The 19,475-nt window shown below is 71.8% G+C and carries 17 protein-coding genes; 8 read left to right on the top strand and 9 right to left on the bottom strand.

Translation table 11 applies throughout. The annotated features are described in order from the left end of the window. Window positions 1–229 precede the first annotated feature (229 nt). Window positions 230–2,488, bottom strand: coding sequence for a transglycosylase domain-containing protein (locus tag LRS74_RS15190; protein WP_277741507.1), 2,259 nt, complete (start codon window positions 2,486–2,488; stop codon window positions 230–232). A 386-nt stretch (window positions 2,489–2,874) separates the two neighbouring features. Between LRS74_RS15190 and LRS74_RS15185 the strand changes: the two genes are divergently transcribed. Beyond that, window positions 2,875–3,213, top strand: coding sequence for a WhiB family transcriptional regulator (locus tag LRS74_RS15185; RefSeq protein WP_277741506.1), 339 nt, complete (start codon window positions 2,875–2,877; stop codon window positions 3,211–3,213). 377 nt (window positions 3,214–3,590) lie between these two features. On the opposite strand, the gene LRS74_RS15180 is transcribed toward LRS74_RS15185, so the two are convergent. Beyond that, a complete protein-coding gene (locus tag LRS74_RS15180; RefSeq protein WP_277741505.1) occupies window positions 3,591–4,922 on the bottom strand; it encodes an ArsA family ATPase in 1,332 nt (443 codons plus the stop codon). Window positions 4,923–4,962: 40 nt separating this feature from the next. Next, window positions 4,963–5,940 carry an ArsA-related P-loop ATPase gene (locus LRS74_RS15175; protein WP_144382978.1) on the bottom strand — a complete coding sequence of 326 codons (978 nt, stop codon included), beginning with the start codon at window positions 5,938–5,940 and terminating at the stop codon, window positions 4,963–4,965. A gap of 72 nt (window positions 5,941–6,012) precedes the next feature. On the opposite strand from LRS74_RS15175, the gene LRS74_RS15170 reads away from it, so the two are divergent. From LRS74_RS15170 to LRS74_RS15155, 4 genes are all read left to right on the top strand, one after another. Continuing rightward, window positions 6,013–6,174 carry a DUF4177 domain-containing protein gene (locus LRS74_RS15170; RefSeq protein WP_003975360.1) on the top strand — a complete coding sequence of 54 codons (162 nt, stop codon included), beginning with the start codon at window positions 6,013–6,015 and terminating at the stop codon, window positions 6,172–6,174. After that, the gene (locus LRS74_RS15165; RefSeq protein WP_277741504.1) at window positions 6,171–6,635 is read left to right on the top strand and encodes a RidA family protein; all 465 of its coding nucleotides are present in this window, start codon (window positions 6,171–6,173) and stop codon (window positions 6,633–6,635) included. Before LRS74_RS15170 ends, LRS74_RS15165 begins: the two co-directional genes overlap by 4 nt. Before the next feature lie 638 nt (window positions 6,636–7,273). Next, window positions 7,274–8,230: an NUDIX hydrolase gene (locus tag LRS74_RS15160; RefSeq protein WP_277741503.1), complete on the top strand. Its 957-nt coding sequence runs from the start codon at window positions 7,274–7,276 to the stop codon at window positions 8,228–8,230. Continuing rightward, the gene (locus LRS74_RS15155; protein WP_277741502.1) at window positions 8,227–9,057 is read left to right on the top strand and encodes an MBL fold metallo-hydrolase; all 831 of its coding nucleotides are present in this window, start codon (window positions 8,227–8,229) and stop codon (window positions 9,055–9,057) included. Before LRS74_RS15160 ends, LRS74_RS15155 begins: the two co-directional genes overlap by 4 nt. Window positions 9,058–9,336: 279 nt before the next feature. Here LRS74_RS15155 and LRS74_RS15150 read toward each other — a convergent pair whose 3' ends face one another. Next, entirely contained in the window at window positions 9,337–10,011 is a 675-nt protein-coding gene (locus LRS74_RS15150; RefSeq protein WP_014061749.1) for a Crp/Fnr family transcriptional regulator, read from the bottom strand. 286 nt (window positions 10,012–10,297) lie between these two features. Here LRS74_RS15150 and nth point away from each other — a divergent pair, with 286 nt between their 5' ends. From nth to LRS74_RS15135, 3 genes are all read left to right on the top strand, one after another. Further along, window positions 10,298–11,344, top strand: a complete 1,047-nt coding sequence (gene nth / locus LRS74_RS15145; RefSeq protein WP_277741500.1) for an endonuclease III — start codon at window positions 10,298–10,300, stop codon at window positions 11,342–11,344. Further along, a complete protein-coding gene (locus tag LRS74_RS15140) occupies window positions 11,341–12,024 on the top strand; it encodes a CoA pyrophosphatase (protein WP_277741499.1) in 684 nt (227 codons plus the stop codon). Before nth ends, LRS74_RS15140 begins: the two co-directional genes overlap by 4 nt. A gap of 171 nt (window positions 12,025–12,195) precedes the next feature. Next, window positions 12,196–13,395, top strand: a complete 1,200-nt coding sequence (locus LRS74_RS15135; protein ID WP_277741498.1) for a MarP family serine protease — start codon at window positions 12,196–12,198, stop codon at window positions 13,393–13,395. Between the two features lie 251 nt (window positions 13,396–13,646). On the opposite strand, the gene LRS74_RS15130 is transcribed toward LRS74_RS15135, so the two are convergent. The 5 genes from LRS74_RS15130 to acs form a co-directional block, all read right to left on the bottom strand. Next, complete coding sequence (locus LRS74_RS15130; protein WP_277741497.1) at window positions 13,647–13,880, bottom strand: hypothetical protein; 234 nt, start codon at window positions 13,878–13,880, stop codon at window positions 13,647–13,649. Window positions 13,881–14,003: 123 nt separating this feature from the next. Continuing rightward, window positions 14,004–14,930 carry an alpha/beta hydrolase gene (locus tag LRS74_RS15125; protein WP_277741496.1) on the bottom strand — a complete coding sequence of 309 codons (927 nt, stop codon included), beginning with the start codon at window positions 14,928–14,930 and terminating at the stop codon, window positions 14,004–14,006. Then, window positions 14,927–15,388 (bottom strand): phage holin family protein, encoded by a 462-nt coding sequence (locus tag LRS74_RS15120; RefSeq protein WP_277741495.1) that lies wholly within the window; start codon window positions 15,386–15,388, stop codon window positions 14,927–14,929. The genes LRS74_RS15125 and LRS74_RS15120 overlap by 4 nt, the downstream gene beginning before the upstream one ends. A gap of 67 nt (window positions 15,389–15,455) precedes the next feature. Continuing rightward, complete coding sequence (nhaA, locus tag LRS74_RS15115) at window positions 15,456–16,847, bottom strand: Na+/H+ antiporter NhaA (RefSeq protein ID WP_277741494.1); 1,392 nt, start codon at window positions 16,845–16,847, stop codon at window positions 15,456–15,458. 492 nt (window positions 16,848–17,339) lie between these two features. After that, complete coding sequence (acs, locus tag LRS74_RS15110; RefSeq protein WP_277741493.1) at window positions 17,340–19,337, bottom strand: acetate--CoA ligase; 1,998 nt, start codon at window positions 19,335–19,337, stop codon at window positions 17,340–17,342. Window positions 19,338–19,475 lie beyond the last annotated feature (138 nt).

Raw genomic sequence — 19,475 nt, 5'->3', positions numbered from 1 at the left:
GCCGCACCGTGCCGCAAACCCGCCGGACGGGTGGTTCTCCCATCGATCGCCGGCCGCCGGCCGCCGGCCGCCGGCCGCCGGTCGACCGTCGCGGGGCGCCGGCGCTGGCGAGAGGGTGCCGGCGGAGGCAGGCCGTACGCAACGGGCGACGGGGCCCGGACATCCACTGTCCGGGCCCCGTCGCCCTCTTCTGTCGTCGTGCCGGCCCTGGTGATCGGCCGGCCGGTGGTCAGCGCCGGCCCCTGCCGACGCCCGGGTTCCAGCCGCCGTCCCAGCCCCCGATGTCACCGATACCCCCGATGTCACCGATGCCGCCGTCCTCGCCGCCGATCAGGTCCGGCGGAATGGTGATGTCCGGCCATGGCTTGTCGCCCCGGCCGCCGCTGCCCCCGCGGCCTGGCTTGTTGTCCTCGTCACCCCGGTCCGGCCGGTCCTTGTGCGGGTCGTCGACGGGCACGGTGACGAAACCCGGCGCGGGCTTGCCCGCCAGGGCGCCGGACATCGCCTCGCGCCAGATCGGCCCGGGCACCTGGCCGCCGAAGACCTTGCCCCAGGTGCGGCCGCCGATGGTGATGTTGACCATCTTCCGCTGGTGCTTGGGGTCGCCGACCCACACCGCGCCGGCCAGGTTCGGGGTGTAGCCCACGAACCAGGCGGCGTAGCGGAAGTCCGTGGTGCCGGTCTTGCCGGCGCTGGCGCGCCCGCTGAGCCCGGCCTCCTTGCCCGTGCCGTCCTCGACGACGCCCCGCAGCAGCGTGTTGACGGTGTCGGCGGTCTTCTCCGACATGGCCCGCTTGCAGGAGGTCTGCGGGACCTTGAACGACTTGCCGTCCGCGGTGGTGATCGACTCGATGGCCACCGGGGTGCAGTACACGCCCCGGTTGGCGAAGGTCGCGTAGGCGTTGGCCATGGTCAGCGGGGACATCTCCTGGGTGCCGAGCGTGATGGACGGCACCTGGTCCATCTTCTTGCCGTCGGCCCGCTCGACGCCCATCTTGTCGGCGAGGGTGGTCACCGGGCAGACGCCGATGTCGCTGATCAACTGGACGAAGTAGGTGTTGACCGACTTCGCGGTCGCCTCCCTCATCCCGTACGGGCCGACCTCCGAGGGGTTTTCGTTCTCGACGGAGGCGGTGTCGCTCCAGCTTCCGTCGCAGGTCTGCACCGGGCTCGGATACGGCATCTTGTACGGCGACGGGTAGGACTGGCTCGGCTTGGTGCCCCGCTCCAGCGCGGCCGCCGCCACGATGGGCTTGAACGTCGAGCCCGGCTGGTAGCCCGCGCCGCCGCCCATCCGCTGGTCGACCGAGAGGTTGATCTGCGTCTGGTGCTCGCCGAAGCCGTACGGCCGGGACTGGCCCATGCCCACGATCTTGCCGGTGCCGGGCTCCACCAGGGTGACGGCGGTGGCCACCTCGTCGCTCGCGTGGACGCCGTTCTTCACGGCCTTCTGCACCGACTTCTGGGCCTGCGGGTCGAGGGTGGTGCGGATCGTCAGACCGCCGCGGTGCCAGCGCTGGGCCCGCTCCTCCGGCGTCTTGCCGAAGGCCGGGTCGGTGAGGAAGACCTTGCGGACGTAGTCGCAGAAGAAGCCCGCGCCGTCGACGGCGGTGATGCAGCCGTTCTTGGGCCGGCTCACGTTGAGGCCGAGCGGCTTCTTCTTGGAGGCGTCCGCCTTCGCCTGGGTGATGTCCCTCACTTCGGCCATGCGCTGCAGCACGGTGTTGCGGCGGAGGGTGGCCTCGCGCGGGTCGTTCACCGGGTCGAAGCGGCTCGGCGACTGCACGAGCCCCGCCAGCAGCGCCGACTCCTCCAGGGTGAGGTCCTTGGCGTGCTTGCTGAAGTAGCGCTGCGAGGCGGCTTCGACGCCGTAGGCCTGCTGCCCGAAGAAGGTGATGTTCAGGTAGTTCTGGAGGATCCGCTTCTTGCCGAGCTCCTTCTCGACCTGGATGGCGTACTTCAGCTCCCTGATCTTGCGTCCGACCGTCTGCTGGGTGGCCTCCGCGACCTTCTCGGGGTCGTCGCCGGCCTCCTCCACGAAGACGTTCTTCACATACTGCTGGGTGAGGGTGGAGGCGCCCTCGGAGACGCCTCCGTCCTGGGCGTTCTTGTTGAGCGCGCGGAGCACGCCCTTGAGGTCGATCGCCCCGTGTTCGTAGAACCGGGCATCCTCGATCGCCACGATCGCCTTGCGCATGTAGGGGGAGATGTCCTTGAGCTCCACGACGGTGCGATCGCGGGAGTAGACCTTCGCGATCTCGCCGCCGTCGGCGTCGAGGATGGTGGTCCGCTGACTGAGCGGTGGTGTCTTGAGGTTGGCCGGAATCTCGTCGAACTCCTCGACCGTCCCCTTGGCGGCCAGTCCGAGCGCCCCGACCGCGGGCAGTGCGAGGCCGGCCATCACCGTGCCGGCGAGCATGCTGACCCCGAGGAACTTGGCCGCCTGCTGAGTGGTGGAGAGGCCCCCGCCCGAGCGCTTCTTACCCATGGGGGGCAGCCTACGTGGCGAATCGCCGGACAGGGGCCTACCGGTTCGCCTACGCTGTTTCACGCCAGCCACAGATGTGCGGTTCAGCGCTCTTCCATCAATCACTCGTGTGAGTGATGAGACATGCCCGAGTTGTCGAGGTGTGTCGCTCCCCGCGCCGTATGTCCTGGGTGATCTGCCCCGTTGTGCGGGATTGGTCTGTTATGTCGTCAGCTCACTCCGTTGGGTGATCTGCCGCGTACGCATAGTCCGTTCGGGCCATTCAAGATTGGGCCCGCAGGGGGTGTTGCACCCTGCTTGCCTTCCGTAACGTCCTCAACTGGCGACGGTGAATATGCCGTTTGTCGCCGTGGGGGAGCCTCGATTCGGGAGAGGACGGCGCCAGCATGGGCTGGGTAACCGACTGGAGTGCGCAGGCAGCCTGCCGCACTACCGATCCGGATGAACTATTCGTCCAGGGCGCGGCACAGAACAGGGCGAAGGCGGTCTGCACGGGATGCCCGGTGCGCACCGAGTGCCTGGCCGACGCCTTGGACAACCGCGTGGAGTTCGGCGTCTGGGGCGGGATGACCGAGCGCGAGCGGCGGGCGCTGCTGCGCCGCCGGCCGACCGTCACCTCGTGGCGGCGGCTCCTGGAGACCGCCCGCACGGAGTACGAGCGCGGAGCGGGCCTGCTGCCCGTCGGCGACGAAGAGGAGTACGGCAGCTACGCCGCGGCGGGATGAGCCGTCTGCTTGACTCCGCTCGGCGTGATGCACCTCGGTCTGATCCGCTGGGCCGGATTCGCCGCGGCGTGATCCGCCCTTGTTGAGACCGCTGTGGGCTGGTCGGCCTCGGAGGGGTCCCCGCGAGGCGATCGCTTGAGGCACGCCGTCTAGGGCCGTCGGGTCCTGGCGCGTGGACAGGTGGCACGGTGCGTGCGCCACGGCGCGACATGCGGCCGTGCGGGATGCGCGGCGACGCGCGGCGTGCGGTGGCGCGGGATGTACGTGGCCGTGACCGCCGCTTGTACGCGCGCCCCACCAGGTGGTTGCCGCGCTCAGCGGCGGCTGCGACGATCGGCGCGACGGACGCCCATGGTCGGAGCCGCCGGCCGCGTGCCCTAACCGGCGGCTCGGCTCTCTCCCGTCTGGACCGCCAGACGCTCGCCCACCGCACGCAGCCCCGCCAGGTCGTGCACATCGCCGGGGAGCGCGGCGACCTCGGCCACCGGGACCTCGGAGTGCAGCGCGGCGAAACGATCACGCGTGCGCTGCTCACGCGCGAGCACCTGCATGCGCTCCGCGTGCAGCCTCAGCAGCCCCGCGGCAAGCTGCTCCGCCGACGTGGGGGAGTGGTCGTCGGCGACGGCAGTGGCGACCGGGTCCGCGCTGGAGTCCGTATCCAGTGCGCTTCGCTCGTCAACCTTCCCGGAAGCGCGATCGACAATGCGGGCGTCGGCAAGATTTTCTACAGAATCATCACTGGCCGTCAGAACGTTGGCCAAGGATGTCCGGTCCGCCAGCATCTCGGCGGCGGCCAACGCGCGTTCGGCCGACAGCTCCGCTGCGCCGCTGCCGTGCACCCGGTTGAGCACCAGGCCCGCCAGTGGCATCCGGTCCGCCGCCAGTCGCTCGACGAAGTACGCGGCCTCGCGCAGCGCGTCCCGCTCCGGGGCGGCCACCACCAGAAACGCCGTGCCGGGTGCCTGGAGCAGCCGGTAGGTGGCGTCCGCGCGGGTGCGGAAGCCGCCGAACATGGTGTCCATGGCGGAGGCGAAGGTCTGCACGTCCTTGAGCAGTTGCCCGCCCAACAGCTTGCTCAGCGCCCCCGTCATCATCGACATGCCGACGTTGAGCACCTTCAGCCCGGCCCGGCCGCCCACCTTGGCCGGGGCCAGGAGCACCTTGATCAGCTTGCCGTCCAGGAACGAGCCGAGACGCTTCGGCGCGTCCAGGAAGTCCAGCGCCGAGCGGCTGGGCGGTGTGTCGACGATGATCAGGTCCCACTCGTCACGCGCCCGCAGCTGGCCCAGCTTCTCCATGGCCATGTACTCCTGCGTGCCCGCGAAGCCGGCCGACAGCGACTGGTAGAAGGGGTTCGCGAGGATCGCGGCGGCACGCTCGACGTCGGCGTGCGCCTCGACGAACTCGTCGAACGTCCGCTTCATGTCGAGCATCATCGCGTGCAGTTCGCCGCCGGCCGAGGTGTCGATGCCCTCCACCCGACGCGGGATGTTGTCGAGCGAGCCGATGCCCATCGACTGGGCCAGCCGGCGGGCCGGGTCGATGGTGAGGACGACCACCCTGCGGCCGCGCTCGGCGGCCCGTACGCCCAGTGCCGCCGCGGTCGTGGTCTTGCCGACGCCGCCCGAGCCGCAGCACACCACGATGCGGGTCCGCGGGTCGTCCAGCAGCGCGTCGGTGTCGAGCCGCGGTGCCGCGTCCATGGTCATGCCCACCTTCCCTCGCGCGGCCCGGTCCGGTGCCCGCCGCTCATGCCGTCCATTGCTTGCGGAGGTCCGCCGCCAGCCGGTAGAGCCCGGCCAGGTCGATCCCGTCGCTCAGCAGCTCCAACTCGTGCGTCGGCAGCCCCAGTCGGCCCAACTCGGCGCGTTGCGCGTGCTCCAGCGCCACCCGCTCCGCATGCTCGCGCGCCTGCTCCAGCAGCGGGTCGACCAGCCGCTCCGCCAGCCCGCCGCGGCGCGCGCCGCCCAACCCGGCCTCCGACAACGCCTTGGCCACGGCCGTGCGCTGGCCGTTGGCGGCGGCCTGCACGGCCGCCTGGTCCAGGATCGCCGGACGGACCATGTTGATGATGACCCCACCTGTCGGCAGGCCCTCCGCGCGGAGCTCGGCGACGCCGTCCGCGGTCTCCTGGACCGGCATCTCCTCCAGCAGCGTCACGAAGTGCACCGCGGTCTCGGGGGACTTGAGCACCCGCATGACCGCCTGCGCCTGGTTGTATATCGGGCCGGTGCGCGCCAGCCCCGCCATCTCGTCGTTGACGTTCAGGAAGCGCGTGATCCGGCCCGTCGGCGGCGCGTCCATGACGATGTGGTCGTAGACGAACCGGCCGTCCTTGCCCTTGCGGCGCACCGCCTCGCAGGCCTTGCCGGTCAGCAGCACATCGCGCAGCCCGGGCGCGACGGTCGTCGCGAAGTCGATGGCGCCGAGCTTCTTCAGCGCCCGCCCGGCGCTGCCGAGCTTGTAGAACATGTGGAGGTAGTCGAGCAGCGCGTACTCGGGGTCGATGGCCAGGGCGTGCACCTCGCCGCCGCCCTGCGCAACCGCGATCTTGCGCTCCTCATAAGGCAACGCCTCCGTCTCGAAGAGCTGCGCGATGCCCTGCCGGCCTTCTACCTCGACCAACAGTGTCCGCTTGCCCTCGGCCGCGAGGGCCAACGCGAGTGCGGCGGCGACCGTGGTCTTGCCGGTTCCGCCCTTGCCACTGACGACATGGAGCCTGCTCACATTCGGGAGCCTAACCAGTCGCCGTACGGAGTACGCACGAGCCCCCGCGAGAGAGGCATTACAGTCAGCACCATGACCAAGTGGGAATACGCGACCGTGCCGCTGCTCGTGCATGCGACCAAGCAGATTCTGGACACCTGGGGCGAGGACGGCTGGGAGCTCGTCCAGGTCGTGCCGGGCCCGAACAACCCCGAGCAGCTGGTGGCCTACCTGAAGCGGGAGAAGCAGGCGTGAGCGCGGTCGAGGAGAAGCTCGCGGAGCTCGGCCTGCGGCTGCCGGGGGTCGCGGCGCCCATCGCCTCGTACGTCCCGGCGGTCCGTACCGGCTCGTACGTCTACACCTCGGGCCAGCTCCCGATGGTCGAGGGCAAGCTGGGTGTGACCGGCAAGGTCGGCGCGGAGGTGACGCCGGAGGAGGCCAAGGACCTGGCGCGGATCTGCGCGCTGAACGCCCTGGCCGCCGTGAAGTCGGTGATCGGCGACCTGGACAAGATCGTCCGCGTGGTCAAGGTCGTGGGCTTCGTCGCCTCGGCTCCGGACTTCACCGGCCAGCCGGGCGTCATCAACGGCGCCAGCGAGCTGCTGGGCGAGGTCCTGGGCGCCAAGGGCGTGCACGCGCGCAGCGCCGTGGGCGCGACGGCGCTGCCGCTGGACGCGCCGGTCGAGGTCGAGATCCAGGTCGAGATCGCGGACTGAACGGCCTGAAAGGGCGAGCTGCCCGAACGGGCGAGCGATCCGAACGGGCGGGCTGTCTGGACGGGCGAGCCCTCTGAACGGGCCGGGCGGCCGGAAACGGTCGTAGGAGACGGGTGGACCGAGCCGACTGAAGGGCTCGGTCCGACCGCCCGGCGCGGGTTCACGGCGCGGGCAGCAGCCGCCGCGCGGGCCGGTTCTGGTCACCGCGGGCGAAACCGCGCACCGCGCGGGGCGCGTTCACCATGCGGACTGCGGACTGCGGACTGCGGACTGCGGACTGCGGACTGCGGACTGCGGACTGCGGACCGCGGACTGCGGACCGCGGACTGCGGTCCGCGCGTGTTCGCCGCGTAGGCCGTGAAGCTTGCCGCGCGGGGCGATGCGGGCCCTCGCCGTACGTGGCTCACCGCGCGAGGGCGCTCACCGTTTCGACCGTCAGAGTGAGGGTGCCGCCAGGAGTCGGCCCGGGGTTGGCCCCCGGGCGCTCTCCTGGCGGCACCCGCCCTTGTCCGGCCTGTTCGGGGCCAGCGACCGCGACGGCACGTACGCGGACACCCGGCGGGCCACAGGGGGAGAGGAACCGGCAGGTCAGGGCGGCGCCTCTCGAACATCCGCCCGCGAGCGCATACCATCCGGCCATGCCGTCCATGTCGCCTGGCCCGTCCGCGTCGTCGTCCGTGTCATCGGCGTCGCCCACGCCTCCCACGCCGCCCGCCGTCAACGGCCAGTGGTATCCGGCCGAGTGGCCGGATCGGATCCGGGCGCTCGCCGCCGGCGAACTGACCCCGGTCGCCCCGCGCCGTGCCGCCACCGTCCTGCTGCTGCGGGACGGTGCCGACGGCCCCGCCGTCCACATGCTGCGCAGACGCGCCTCCATGGCCTTCGCCGGAGGCGCGTACGCGTATCCGGGCGGCGCGGTGGACCCGCGCGACGACCGGCCGGTGGCCTGGGCCGGGCCCGGGCGCGACGCCTGGGCCGAGCGGTTGGGGCTGGCGGGAGACGAGGCGGCGGCGCAGGCGATCGTGTGCGCCGCGGTGCGGGAGACCTTCGAGGAGGCCGGCGTGCTGCTCGCCGGGCCCACGGCGGACACGGTCGTCGCGGACACCTCGGGGGACGACTGGGAGGCGGACCGCGCGGCGCTGGTCGACCGCGAGCTGTCCTTCACCGACTTCCTCAGCCGCCGCGGCCTGGTACTGCGTTCGGACCTGCTGCGCGGCTGGGCCCGATGGATCACCCCGGAGTTCGAGGCGCGCCGCTACGACACCTGGTTCTTCGTGGCGGTGCTGCCCGAGGGCCAGCGCACGCGCAACGCCTCGACCGAGGCGGACCGTACGGTCTGGATCCGCCCCCAGGACGCCGCCGACGGTTACGACAAGGGCGAGCTGCTGATGATGCCGCCCACCATCGCGACGCTGCGCCAGGTGGCGCCGTACGGCACGGCGGCCGAGGCGCTGGCGGCCGCCGATCGGATCGACCTGACACCGGTGCTCGCGCGGGCGAGCCTGGTCGGCGAGGAGATCGTGCTGAGCTGGCCGGGCCACGACGAGTTCACCAAGCACGTCCCCACGGGACCCACGGGCGGAGCCACCTCATGACCTACGCAGCCTCCCTGCCGGGACAGCCGCGCGGCGGCGCGATCAGCGGTCCGGCGACCGCCCGCGCGGTGTGCGTGTTGGCGCCCAACCCGTCCGCGATGACCCTGGACGGCACCAACACCTGGATCATCGCCGAGCCGGACTCCGACCTCGCCGTCGTCATCGACCCGGGACCGCTGGACGAGGGCCACCTCCAGGCGGTCGTCGACACCGCCGAGCGGGCCGGCAAGCGCGTCGGGCTCACCCTGCTCACCCATGGACACGCCGACCACGCGGAGGGCGCCGCGCGCTTCGCGGAGCTCACCGGGACCCGGGTGCGCGCCCTCGACCCCGCCCTGCGGCTCGGCGACGAGGGCCTCGCGGCGGGGGACGTCATCACCACCGGCGGCCTCGAACTGCGCGTGGTCCCCACCCCCGGCCACACCGCCGACTCGCTCTCCTTCCACCTCCCCGCCGACGCCGCCGTGCTGACCGGCGACACGGTCCTCGGCCGCGGCACCACCATGGTGGCGCACCCCGACGGCCGCCTCGGCGACTACCTCGACTCCCTGCGTCGCCTCCGCTCCCTGACCGTCGACGACGGTGTGAGCACGGTGCTCCCGGGCCACGGCCCCGTCCTCAACGACGCCAAGGGCGCGGTCGAGTACTACCTCGCCCACCGCGCCAACCGCCTCGCGCAGGTCGAGACGGCCGTCGAGGACGGCTACCGCACGTCGGAGGAGGTCGTCGCCCACGTCTACGCGGACGTGGACCGCTCCCTGTGGCCCGCGGCGGAGCTGTCGGTCCGGGCGCAGCTGGAGTATCTGCGGGACCACGGGCTGATCTGAGGCGTACGGCGCTCGGCCGCGGCCGGCCGGGCCGGAGCGCGCCGGTGGTCGCCGCCCGCGCTGGTCGCGCTCACCGGGTGCCCGGCGCACGCGGCGACGCGCTACGGGACCCTCCTGCCGTACGGCGGGTCGGTCCGCCAGGCCGCCGTACGGCGGGTCGGGCCGGGAGGCGACGGCAACGGCGAAGGGCCCCCGCCGGATATCCGGCGGGGGCCCTTCGTGCCTATGGGGTGCGGGTGCGGGAACGGCCCCGCACCGGTGCGCCCGTGGCGACCCGCGTCAGCGGGACCGCTTGGCCAGGCGCTCCACGTCCAGCAGGATCACGGCGCGCGCCTCCAGGCGCAGCCAGCCGCGGCCCGCGAAGTCGGCGAGGGCCTTGTTCACGGTCTCGCGCGAGGCGCCGACGAGCTGGGCGAGCTCTTCCTGGGTCAGGTCGTGGACGACGTGGATGCCCTCCTCGGACTGCACGCCGAAGCGGCGCGACAGGTCCAGGAGCGCCCGCGCGACACGGCCCGGGACGTCGGAGAAGACCAGGTCGGACATCTGGTCGTTGGTCTTGCGCAGGCGCCGGGCGACGGCGCGCAGCAGGGCGCTGGCCACCTCGGGGCGCGCGTTGAGCCACGGCTGGAGGTCGCCGTGGCCGAGGCCGAGGAGCTTCACCTCGGTGAGGGCGGTCGCGGTGGCGGTGCGCGGGCCGGGGTCGAAGAGCGACAGCTCGCCGATCAGCTCGCCGGGACCGAGCACGGCCAGCATGTTCTCGCGGCCGTCGGGAGAGGTGCGGTGGAGCTTCACCTTGCCCTCGGTGACCACATACAGGCGGTCGCCCGGGTCCCCTTCGTGGAAGAGTGCGTCGCCTCGGGCGAGGGTGACCTCTCCCATGGAGGCGCGCAGCTCAGCGGCCTGCTCGTCATCGAGCGCCGCGAAAAGCGGGGCGCGCCGCAGAACGTCGTCCACGAGATCTCTCCTTGTCGACACGCACAGGGGACCTTGGTCCCCATGATGCCGGACGGTAAAACAGTGCGATCAATCACAAGTTTGACGCACCGGTCCATGGGACCGTACGGCAGGGGTCCGATTGGGCGGCCGATTTCGTGCGACCGGGGCGGATGTCAGTGCCTGGGCTTAGGCTGGCCGGGTGTCCAATAGGCCGGTGAGAGCACAGGGCAAGGGGGCTGGACGGGTGAGCGCACCTCGAAATTCCGCTGTGGGCGAACACCCGCCCCGTGCCGCCTCGAAAGCCGTGAAGTCGAGCAAAAGGGCCAGTGCCGCCGCCTCGGGGGCCGCGCCGGCCGCCCAGGATGCCGCCCCGGCCGCCCAGGATGTCGCGCCGGCCGCCCAGGGCGTCGCGCCGGCCGGAGCGTCGAGGACCGCGAGGCCCGCGAAGGCCCGGGGGGCGGCGAAGAGCGCGAAGGTCCCCGCGGCCGCCAACGCCGCCACGGCCACCAAGGCCCCCGCGGCCGCCAAGTCCGCCACGGCCACGAAGCCCGCCAAGTCCGCCAAGGTCGCCAAGCCGGCCAAGGTCGAGTCTCGCGTCGCGCTCGTCCGTCGCGCCCGCCGGATCAACCGCGAGCTCGCCGAGCTGTATCCGTACGCCCACCCCGAGCTGGACTTCCAGAACCCCTTCCAGTTGCTGGTCGCCACCGTCCTCTCCGCCCAGACCACCGACCTGCGCGTCAACCAGACCACTCCGGCCCTCTTCGCCGCCTATCCCACCCCCGAGGAGATGGCGGCCGCGGACCCCGAGGCGCTGGAGCAGCTGATTCGGCCGACCGGGTTCTTCCGGGCCAAGGCGAGGTCGTTGCTGGGGCTCTCCGCCGCCCTCCGGGACCGGTTCGGCGGCGAGGTGCCGGGGCGACTGGAGGACCTCGTCACGCTGCCCGGCGTCGGACGCAAGACGGCCAATGTCGTGTTGGGCAACGCGTTCGGAGTGCCCGGCGTGACCGTTGATACCCATTTCGGGCGACTTGTCCGGCGCTGGAAGTGGACCACACAGGAGGACCCGGACAAGGTCGAGGCCGAGGTCTGCGCGCTCTTCCCCAAGAGCGAGTGGACGATGCTCTCGCACCGGATCATCTTTCACGGCCGGCGCGTCTGCCACTCCCGCAAGCCCGCCTGCGGCGCCTGCCCCATCGCCCCGCTGTGCCCGGCGTACGGAGAGGGCGAGACCGACCCCGAGAAGGCCAGGAAGCTGCTGAAGTACGAGCTGGGCGGCCAGCCCGGCCAGCGACTCAGTCCCCCGGCCAACTACCCCGGGAAGGCCGCCGCGCCGCTGGGAGCCGCCGGATGACGAGCACCTACGGCGGCGTCGCCGTCAGCACCCAGGGGTTGCCCGAGTGGCTGGAGCCCGTCGCGCGGGTCGCCGAGACGATCGAGCCGCTCCAGCTCAGCCGCTTCCTGCCGCCCGCCCAGGGCGGCGGCCGCCCGTCCGCGGTGCTCGTGCTCTTCGGCGAGGGACCGCGCGGGCCGGAGCTGTTGCTCATGGAGCGCGCGGGGTCGCTGCGCTCGCACCCGGGGCAGGCCTCGTTCCCCGGCGGCGCACTCGACCCGGAGGACGGAGACCCGGACGGGGTCGGCCCGCTGCGCGCGGCGCTGCGCGAGGCCGAGGAGGAGACCGGCCTCGACCCCACCGGCGTCCAGATCTTCGGAGTGCTGCCCCGGCTGTACATCCCGGTCAGCCGCTTCGTCGTGACCCCCGTGCTCGGCTGGTGGCGCGAGCCCAGCCCGGTCGCGCCGGTGGACCCGGCCGAGACGGCGCGGGTCTTCGCCGTGCCGGTGGCGGACCTCACCAATCCGGACAATCGGGCCATGGCGCTTCACCCCAGTGGGCACCAGGGCCCCGCCTTCACCTTGGGAGCGGGCTTGGTCTGGGGTTTCACCGCCGGGGTGATCGACCGCCTGCTGCACTACGCGGGCTGGGAGCTCCCCTGGGACCGGGACCGACAGGTCTCGCTCGACTGGCAGGCATGAGAGGTTTGTCCCCGTGCCGTCTTCTCCCGGGGACCCTGACATGAGCGGCCGCCACCGGCCCGGCGACCTCGTCGCCGACGCTCCGGGGCGCCGCGTGGGCCGGTGGGAGGGCCGCCCCGGAAGCCCCGGCCGGACCACGGTCCCGGCGACATCATTGCGAGGCAAATTTCGGTGAACGTGCTGGACATCCTGCTGCTGCTCGCCGCCGTGTGGTTCGCCATCGTCGGCTACCGCCAGGGCTTCGTCGTCGGTGTGCTGTCCGTCATCGGCTTCCTCGGCGGCGGCCTGATCGCCGTCTATCTGCTGCCGGTGATCTGGGACGCCGCCACCGACGAGGCGACGCCGGGCACCTTCGCCGCGGTCACCGCGGTGGTGCTGGTGATCGTCTGCGCCTCGGTCGGACAGGCCGCCACCACACACCTGGGCAACAAGCTGCGCCGGCACATCACCTGGTCACCGGCGCGCGCCCTGGACGCCACCGGCGGCGCGCTGGTCAACGTCGTCGCCATGCTGCTGGTCGCCTGGCTGATCGGCTCCGCGCTGGCCGGCACTTCGCTGCCGACACTCGGCAAGGAGGTGCGCAACTCGCGGGTGCTGCTCGGCGTCTCCCGGGTGATCCCGGAGGAGGCCAACACCTGGTTCGCCGACTTCTCCGCCACGCTCGCGCAGAACGGATTCCCCCAGGTCTTCTCCCCGTTCGCCAACGAGCCCATCACCTCCGTCCCGCCGCCCGACCCGGCGCTGGCCGAGAGCCCCGTCGCCACGGCCGCCAAGCAGAGCATCGTCAAGGTCGTCGGCTCCGCCCCGAGCTGCGGCAAGGTCCTCGAGGGCACCGGCTTCGTCTTCGCGCCGCACCGCGTGATGACCAACGCGCATGTCGTCGGCGGCGTCGACGAGCCGACCGTGCAGATCGGTGGCGAGGGCCGGACGTACGACGCCCGGGTGGTGCTCTACGACTGGGAGCGTGACATCGCCGTCCTCGACGTCCCCTCGCTGCGCGCTCCCGCGCTGAAGTTCACCGAGGGCGACGCGCGCAGCGGCAACGACGCCATCGTCGCCGGCTTCCCGGAGAACGGCTCCTTCGACGTCCGCGCCGCGCGCGTGCGCGGCCGTATGCAGCCCACCGGTCCGGACATCTACCACCGGGGCAGTGTCCGCCGCGATGTCTACTCGCTCTACGCCACGGTGCGGCAGGGGAACTCCGGCGGCCCGCTGCTGACCCCCGAGGGACGGGTGTACGGCGTCGTCTTCGCCAAGTCGCTCGACGACCCGGACACGGGGTACGCGCTGACCGCCGACGAGGTCCGGGAGGACGTCGAGCAGGGGCGCACCGCCACCGGTCAGGCCGACAGCCAGGGCTGCGCCCTGTAGCGGACGGGCGGACCCCGGCCCCGCGGCCCCCGAGAGCCTCCCGAGAGTCCTCCCTGATGGAGGGCTCCTCGCGGAGGCTCTCCACGGAGGTCTTTCGCGGGGCTCTTCGTGAAGGCGCCGGGCGGAGTCAGGCGGCGCCGGGCGCCTTCAACGGCCGCACGGAGGCTTCAGCGGTCGTGCGGAAGGTGTCAACGGCCGCGCGGAGGGTGTCAGCGGTCTCGCGGAGGGTGCCGGTGGCAGCGCGAGCGCTGTCAGCGGCTGCGCGGGTGGTGGCGCAGCCGCGCCGAGACCCAGCGGGCCCGGCGGCGGATGATCCGTGGGATGCCGATGCGAGAGGCATGGCCCCGCGGACCCGGGCCCTGCGGCGCCAGGGAGCCCTGCGGATGTCCGGGAGCGCGTCGCTCGGACACGCTCAGCGTCGTGTTGGCATTGGCGTCGGAGCCGCGCTCGCTCGGTGCGTCACGGTAGTCGTGCGTCCAGCCCATACCCGGGACTCTGCCCGTGCCCCAAGGTCCGTAATCGCCTGGGGAGGCGTCAATTGGCCTATGCGACGGGCAAGTGGCAGTTCGCCGTATGGGCGTTTCCCCCCGTGGTTGACGGGACGTCGCCTAACGGTCGGGTTCCGGGTCCCGCAACCAGTCGATCAGCTCGGTCGAGAACGCCACCGGATCCTCCTCATGGGGGAAGTGGCCGAGGCCGTCGAAGAGCCGCCAGCGGTAGGGCGCCTCCACATACTCCCCCGAACCAGCGGCGCTGCGGGTGCGCATCACCGGGTCGAGTGAACCGTGGAGATGCAGCGTCGGCACCCGCACCGGCCGCTTCATACGCCGGTTGAACTGGAAGCCGTCCGGGCGGGCCAGCGACCGCACCATCCAGCGGTACGGCTCGATCGAACAGTGCGCCGTCGAGGGGATGCTCATGGCGCGGCGGTAGACGTCCACCGTCTCGTCGTCGGGCAGCAGCGGCCCCGACCAGTCCCGGATCAGCCGCCCCACCAGGGCCGCGTCGTCGGCGACCATCTGACGCTCCGGGATCCAGGGCCGCTGGAACCCCCAGATGTGGCTGCTCGCCGCCGACTGCTTGACGTCCGCGACCATGGCCGAGCGCCAGCGCCGAGGGTGCGGCGAGGAGGCGACGACGAGCCGTCGCACCAGCTTGGGCCGCATCACCGCGGCCGTCCAGGCCAGATAGCCGCCCAGGTCGTGGCCGACGAGCGCGGCGTCGGGTTCGCCGAGCGAGCGGATGACGCCGGTGATGTCGAGGGCGAGGTTGGCCGGGTCGTAGCCGCGGGGCGTACGGTCGCTGCCGCCCACGCCGCGCAGGTCCATCGCCACCGCCCGGAAGCCGGCGTCGGCGAGGGCGGTCAGCTGGTGCCGCCAGGTCCACCAGAACTGGGGGAAACCGTGGAGCAGCAGTACCAGCGGACCGTCGCCCAGCTCGGCGATGTGGAAGCGCGCACCGTTGGCCGCGACGTCCCGGTGGGTCCAGGGGCCGTCCAACCGTACGAGCGCGGCAGCGGAATCGGGAGCCGTCATGCAGTCGAGCGTGTCACATCGACGTCCAGCCGGTGGCCATCGACGGCGGCACGCGGATGCGGCTTGACGTTCGAGAGCACCGCCGCGGTCTGCTTCGCGGAATCGATGGACTTCTGCGGCGGCTTGACCTTCTTGAACTTCGCCAGCGCCAGCAGCCCGAGCACCGCCGCCAGCAGCCAGTACAGGCCGCCGACGATGAGGAAGCACCAGACCAGACCGAGTCCGGTCCAGGCGCGGAAACCGTACGCCAGGGCGAAGCTGAGCACCGGCAGCGAGAAGAGCAGCAGGACACCCGCCGCGATGAAGGCGCCACTTCCGATCGCGCCCCGCTTGACGTCCTGTCGGATCTCGGCCTTGGCCAGTGCGATCTCGTCGTGGACCAGCGCGGACAGCTCGGTGGTCGCCGTGGCCACCAACTGGCCGAGGCTGCGGTTGCCGCTGTCGTCGGCTGCGCTCATCGCCATCTCCCTCTGCTCTTCTGCGGAGCTCTGCACCTGCGGAGCTACGGTCCTCAAGCCTCTCAGATCATGCCGGACCATCCTCGCCGGTGTCCTGGGCGGCGGCTACTTCGGCCAGCCGCCGGTGCTCGGCCGCCCTGGCCTCGTAGATGGCGGCCATCCGCAGGTGGTAGTCGGGCTTGTCCAACTCGTAGACGTCCGGGATGCCGTCCTGGTCCTCGTCCCGATCCTCCTCCTCGCACAGCCGCTTGTACCGGTTGTTGCGCAGCTTGAGCAGCACGCAGGCCAGGACCGCGGCCAGCAGCGAGCCGATCAGCACCGCGGCCTTCACCTCGTCGGCCAGCACCGGGTCCGCGGGGAAGGCCAGCTCGCCGATGAGGAGCGAGACGGTGAAGCCGATCCCGGCGAGCGAGGCCACGGCGAAGACGTCCGCCCAGGCCAGCTCCTCGTTCAGCTCCGCCTTGGTGAAGCGCGCGGCGAGCCAGGAGCCGCCGAAGACGCCGATGGTCTTGCCCACCACCAGCCCGAGGACGACGCCGAGCGTCTCCGGCCGGGTGAAGACGTCGGCGACCGCGCCGCCGGAGACCGAGACGCCGGCCGCGAAGAGCGCGAAGAGCGGTACGGCGAGCCCCGCGGAGAACGGGCGCACCTGATGCTCGACGTGCTCGGCGGGGGAGCGCTCCTCGCCGTCGCGCACGGTGCAGCGCAGCATCAGGCCCATGGCGACGCCGGCGACCGTGGCGTGGACGCCGCTGGCGTGCATCAGCGCCCAGATGACGACGGCGAGCGGGACGTAGACGTACCAGCCGCGCACGCCCTTGCGGTGTAGCAGCCAGAAGACGACGAGGCCGAGGACCGAGAGGCCCAGGGCGAGGAAGTCGATCTTCTGGGTGAAGAAGACCGCGATGATCAGGATCGCGAAGAGGTCGTCGACGACGGCGAGGGTGAGCAGGAAGGCGCGCAGCGCGGCGGGCAGCGCCGTGCCGATGACCGCGAGGACGGCGAGCGCGAAGGCGATGTCGGTGGCGGTGGGCACCGCCCAGCCCCGCAGGCTGCCGCCGCCGGCCGTGTTGACCACGGTGTAGACCAGGGCGGGCACGGCCATGCCGCAGATCGCGGCGACGACCGGCAGCGCCGCCGCCTTGGGGTCGCGCAGCTCGCCCGCGATCAGCTCGCGCTTGAGCTCGATGCCGGCGACGAAGAAGAAGACCGTCAGCAGGCCGTCCTGGGCCCAGGCCGCCACGGACAGGTGCAGATGGAGCGACTCCGGTCCGAAGGAGAAGTCCTTGACGTCGTGGTAGAAGCCGCTGAGCGGGGTGTTGGCGAGGAGCAGCGCCACGATGGCCGCGACCAGCAGCAGCACGCCGCCGAGCGTCTCGGTGCGCAGCGCGTCTGCGACGAACGTGCGCTCGGGCAGCGACTGGCGACCGAGGAACTTACGACGGATGGGGGCGGCCACGAGGGTGGACCTCCTGAAGTCGGACGGGCGGGTACACGTGTGCTGTGTGCCGACCAGACTTCCCGGCGCGCCTCTGATTCTTGTCGCGATCTTTACGCGTCAGGGTCCTACTTTAGCTTGAAAGGGTGAAGGGCGCCCCTGTGGCGTGGGGCGCCCTTCCTTGCTGCGTGGCCTTGACCTGCTGTTTTGTCGGCGCGGGCGCGGTCGGCGGACGGAGATCACCGTGACCGGAGACCGGCCCGAACGGAGATCGCCGTGGCCGGATCCCGGCGCGGGCGGGAGATCGCCGCGGCCGACACCGCACGGGCGGAGTCGCCGCGACCGGACACCGACGCGTACGGCGATTCCCGCGGCCGACACCGCACAGGCGGAGTCGCCGCGACCGGACACCGACGCGTACGGCGATCGCCGCGGCCGACACCGGCGCGTACGGACGTCGTACGGAGATCGCCGCAGCCGGCCGTTCCACGCTCGCCGGCTGCGGCGGTCGGCTCAGTCCTCGCTGGGCGCGGCGGGCAGCCGGCTCTGGATGAGCTGCATAACCGAGGCGTCGGTGAGCGTGGTGACGTCGCCCAGCGCGCGGTTCTCCGCGACGTCGCGCAGCAACCGGCGCATGATCTTGCCGGAGCGGGTCTTGGGCAGCTCGGCCACCGGCAGGATCCGCTTGGGCTTGGCGATCGGGCCGAGCTGCTTGGCGACGTGCGCGCGCAGCTCCTCCACCAGGTCCCCCTCGGCGTCGGCGGAAGCCGCCTCCGCCTTGGCCTCGGCCGCCGCGGCCTCCTGGCGCAGGATGACGAAGGCGCAGATGGCCTGCGTGGTCTGCGGGTCCGTCGCACCCACGACCGCGGCTTCGGCGACCTTCGGGTGCGAGACCAGGGCCGACTCGACCTCGGTGGTGGAGATGTTGTGGCCGGAGACCAGCATCACGTCGTCGACCCGGCCCAGCAGCCAGATGTCGCCGTCGTCGTCCTTCTTGGCGCCGTCGCCCGCGAAGTACCGGTTCTCGAAGCGGGACCAGTAGGTGTCCAGGTAGCGCTGGTCGTCGCCCCAGATCGTGCGGAGCATCGACGGCCACGGCTCGGTGAGCACGAGGTAGCCGCCGGCGCCGTTGGGCACCTCGTTCGCGTCGTCGTCGACGACGGTGGCGGCGATGCCGGGCAACGGGACCTGGGCCGAGCCGGGCTTGGTGTCGGTCACCCCCGGCAACGGGCTGATCATGATGGCGCCGGTCTCGGTCTGCCACCAGGTGTCGACGACGGGGGTGGTGTCCGCGCCGATGTGCTTGCGGTACCAGACCCACGCCTCGGGGTTGATCGGCTCGCCGACCGAGCCCAGCACGCGCAGGCTGCTCAGGTCGAACTTGGCGGGGATGTCGTCGCCCCACTTCATGCACGCGCGGATGGCGGTGGGCGCGGTGTAGAGGATCGTGACGCCGTACTTCTGGACGATCTCCCACCAGCGGCCCTGGTGCGGGGTGTCCGGGGTGCCCTCGTAGAGCACCTCGGTCGCGCCGTTGCTCAGCGGGCCGTAGACGATGTACGAGTGGCCGGTGACCCAGCCGACGTCGGCGGTGCACCAGTAGACGTCCGACTCGGGCTTGAGATCGAAGACGGCGTGGTGGGTGTACGACACCTGGGTCAGATAGCCGCCGGTGGTGTGCAGGATGCCCTTCGGCTTCCCCGTCGTCCCCGAGGTGTAGAGGATGAACAGCGGGTGCTCGGCGTCGAACGCCTGCGGGGTGTGCTGGTCCGACTGGCGCCGCACCAGGTCGTGCCACCACACGTCGCGGCCCTCGGTCCAGGCCGTCTCCTGACCGGTGCGGCGGACCACCAGCACGCTGCGGACGCTCTCGGTGCCGGGGCGGGTCAGCGCCTCGTCGACGGCGGGCTTGAGCGCGGAGGGCTTGCCGCGCCGGTAGCCGCCGTCGGCGGTGATGACGACGCGGGCGTCGGCGTCCTGGATGCGCGTGGCCAGGGCGTCGGCCGAGAAGCCGCCGAAGACCACGGAGTGCGGGGCGCCGATCCGGGCGCAGGCGAGCATGGCGACGACCGTCTCGGGGATCATCGGCATGTAGATGGCGACCCGGTCGCCGGCCTGGACGCCCAGCTCGGTCAGGGCGTTGGCGGCGCGGGAGACCTCGCCCAGCAGCTCGGCGTAGGTGATCGAGCGGGTGTCGCCGGGCTCGCCCTCGAAGTGGAGGGCCACGCGGTCGCCGAGGCCGTTCTCCACATGGCGGTCGACGCAGTTGTACGCCACGTTGAGCTTTCCGTCGGCGAACCACTTCGCGAACGGCGGGTTCGACCAGTCCAGCGTCTCGGTCGGCGCGGACGCCCAGCTCAGCCGTCGGGCCTGGGTGGCCCAGAAGCCCAGCCGGTCAGCCTTGGCCTGCTCGTACGCCTCCGCGGTGACGTTGGCCCGCGCGGCCAGCTCGGCCGGCGGCGCGAAGCGGCGCTCCTCCTTCAAGAGGTTGGCCAGGCTTTCGTTGCTCACGTCATCGTCCTTTCCCGGCGGTGCGCGTTGTCTCGAAGCCTTAGCTCACCAGGCCGGTGCACGCCCTGACAAGGGTTCCCGGCAATTATTGGTTTAGACCTGTACGCGATGGCCCGTTCGGCTCCGTAGATCGTCTGC

Source organism: Streptomyces sp. LX-29, from assembly GCF_029541745.1.
Taxonomy (GTDB): Bacteria; Actinomycetota; Actinomycetes; order Streptomycetales; family Streptomycetaceae; genus Streptomyces.
Note: the sequence above shows the minus strand (reverse complement) of the source record. Positions and strands in the feature narration are given on the sequence as shown.